Origin of the sequence: Corynebacterium mastitidis DSM 44356, from assembly GCF_000375365.1 — a bacterium.
Taxonomy (GTDB): Bacteria; Actinomycetota; Actinomycetes; order Mycobacteriales; family Mycobacteriaceae; genus Corynebacterium; species Corynebacterium mastitidis.
Genome location: NZ_AQXB01000025.1, coordinates 1 through 2,593, shown reverse-complemented (window position 1 = coordinate 2,593; position 2,593 = coordinate 1). Strand labels below are relative to the sequence as shown.

Annotated in this window: 2 protein-coding genes; both read left to right on the top strand. The window is 60.4% G+C overall.

All coding sequences use genetic code 11. The features are described from left to right. Positions 1-1,952: hypothetical protein (locus tag B140_RS14155; protein ID WP_169332549.1), on the top strand; the 1,952-nt coding region annotated here is incomplete at its 5' end. A 44-nt stretch (positions 1,953-1,996) separates the two neighbouring features. Then, positions 1,997-2,593 (top strand): hypothetical protein (locus B140_RS14075; protein WP_156801808.1); only part of this gene is annotated, 597 nt, incomplete at its 3' end.

Genomic DNA, 2,593 nt, shown 5'->3' with positions numbered 1-2,593 from the left:
AAGAAAAAGCAGGCAAGGTTACTATCCGCGATAATGTTCACCAGTCGCTTCAATTCCTCCTCGACTATGACGAGAAAAACACCCTGCACGAAAACCTCTCCGTGGTGATTGAAATGGGGGGGATGAATGAGAGTGCTTTTAAGGTCAAGGAACGAGGTGAAGATATTGCGTACTCCACGGTGGAGTCGATAGAAGAAGCCATCTTCATCGGAGAAGAAACAGACGTCACGATTAAGGAGGAAGATGCTGTGCTTGTTGACCGCGATGACCACAAGACTGATTCGACCGCAACGCTAATTAGCACCACGACGATCACGCCGGATTCCTGGCCGGAGTCCACCACCAGCACCCCAGACCAGGGGGGTACCGAGGAGGTGTCCCCTGTGCGCGGGCAGGCCACGCCGGTCAATCTCCGCCAGCGTCACCGCAGCGCTGCTGCGCCGCTGCTCGATCAGCCGCATAGCACGCCTGCGCCTGACGGTGAGGTATCCCCGGAGATCATGGAGGCCGTGGAGCACTTGGTGCTGGATACCTCCGCCATGCCGACCACCGTGGAAGATGTAGTGGACCTGCATGAGGGGGTAGACCTCAGGCAGCAGATGAGCCCTCGGGACGCTCTCATGGCACGAATTATGAAGCAGGCTTCGCGCACCCAAGCCGAGTCCGCGCTGGGGAGTGTAGATCTCACCGTGCTCAGCAAGGACAACGCTGCTGTGATCGCGCGCGCGGTAGCACGCCATGAACACAAGATCCGCCCGAGTATCACCACCTGGCGTACCGCTTGGCAGCGCTACCAGCAGGAGGAAGCAGACGCGAAGGAGCACAGCGCCGCGCTCAACGAGCAGCGCAACCACGCGTTCCAGCAGTGGGCACTCGACGAGATCGCCCGCCTGCAACGCGAGTTTGACCAGGTGCATCCTGAACTCAGTGCACACGAGATCAGCAGGCAGGAAGAAGCCCACGATGAGATCGTGGCCCAGGCGCAGCAGGAATGCGATACCCGCGCCCAGGACGCACGAGAAGCCATCCGCAAGGTCCTAGAAGCCCGCGATGGCCTTCCCGATGTTGCACAAGCGATTCGGGCCCTACACCAGGCCGCCGACGCCCGCCAGCTCTACCTCGATGGTCTGCGCCTGCTGGCCTCTGGGGATGAGCAGACCCCTGAACTGGCCGATGACCAGGCTGCCGCCCTGTCGTCCCCCGAACACGACGAGCCGCGCCGAGAAGCCCCCCATGCCCGCGCGTTTAACGAGGACTGGGATGAACCGCTCGTGGAAGACGACGCCACCCCGGGCCGGCATTCCCGCGCCGAGGACCACATCACCGAGGACACCTCTGTACAGGCAGCAGATAAGGACCCCGAAAAGGATGAGCCTCACCTTGATTTCTCGGAAGTCGAAGGCTTCCCCGGTGATCAGGGCACTGTGCAGGATCTCGACGGCTCCGGGGAGACCGACGACGAACCGGAGAAGAACAAGAGGCGCTGGGCGGTCGGCATCGCGACTGCTGGTGTGATCGTCGCTGTCGGGGTGGGAATCGGCGGTTTTGTCTGGCCTGGCTACCTCAAGGACTCCCATGATCCTTCCTCGGCGGCCATGGAGGCCAACGAGCAGGTGGTCACGGACAAGAGCGATAACTCCGGGCTGTGGCGCGTCGGTGACACCCTCGATGTGGTCTCAGGCGGCAACATCATCTCGGTGCGCATCGTCGCCTTCAACAACAGCGACGAAGGCGGCGCCCTGGCCGCCAACGACCTCGGGGAACAGTTCAGCGTCACCCAAAACCAGCTCGACAAGTTCGCCGCCACCCACCCCGAGCAGTTCGACGGGCGCAAGGCCAACGAGACCCCTGAGCCTGAGCAGCGCCCCGCCGATGCACCGCCTGCGGGCGAACCAGCACCAGAAGACCCCGCAGACAACAACGCCGATGCTGACGCCGTAGCAACCCAGTAACCCCCACCTGCTGGTGCTTATGGAAGGAAGGTGACACCGTGCCTGTGACATTCGCAGAATTCATTGATAACCGCGATTTGGCCCCGGACGAATTCCCTCACGCAGCCCAGGGCCCTGCCTGGTTATCACGGGCACGAAAAAGCCTCATCCTCGCCGTGGCAGGAACAGCCTTTCTCGCAGCCCTGCACTGGGGATACATCCACGCCGGGCGCTACGTGGCCATCGAAGGCGCCCGCGCAGACCTCACCAGCACCCGAGAAATCCTTCTCACCGCACTCTGGAAAATCCGCCAAGCACTCGGACTTGTGGAAGCCTACCGGCCTGCGGCAACTGCGCTTCTATGGATCTACTGTGCGGCCATGTGCGCTATCTATACAGGACTCTTAATCGCACGCCAGCGCTGCTTTGAACGCGACGTTGTAGCTAATGACCGTGAAGCGCTCGCCATGAAAAAAGCGATACTAAAACGCAGAAAAGTCACACAGAAAATCGCAGCGCTAGAGGAAAAATCAAAGGCCACCACCTCACGGGGGACCGATCTTGAATCCAAGCTAGATGCACTCTTCTCGCCTAGGGGCAAAGAGCATGAATCTGAGATAAAAGGATTGAAAGCATTTGCCAACCTAAAGGTTAATATCAAC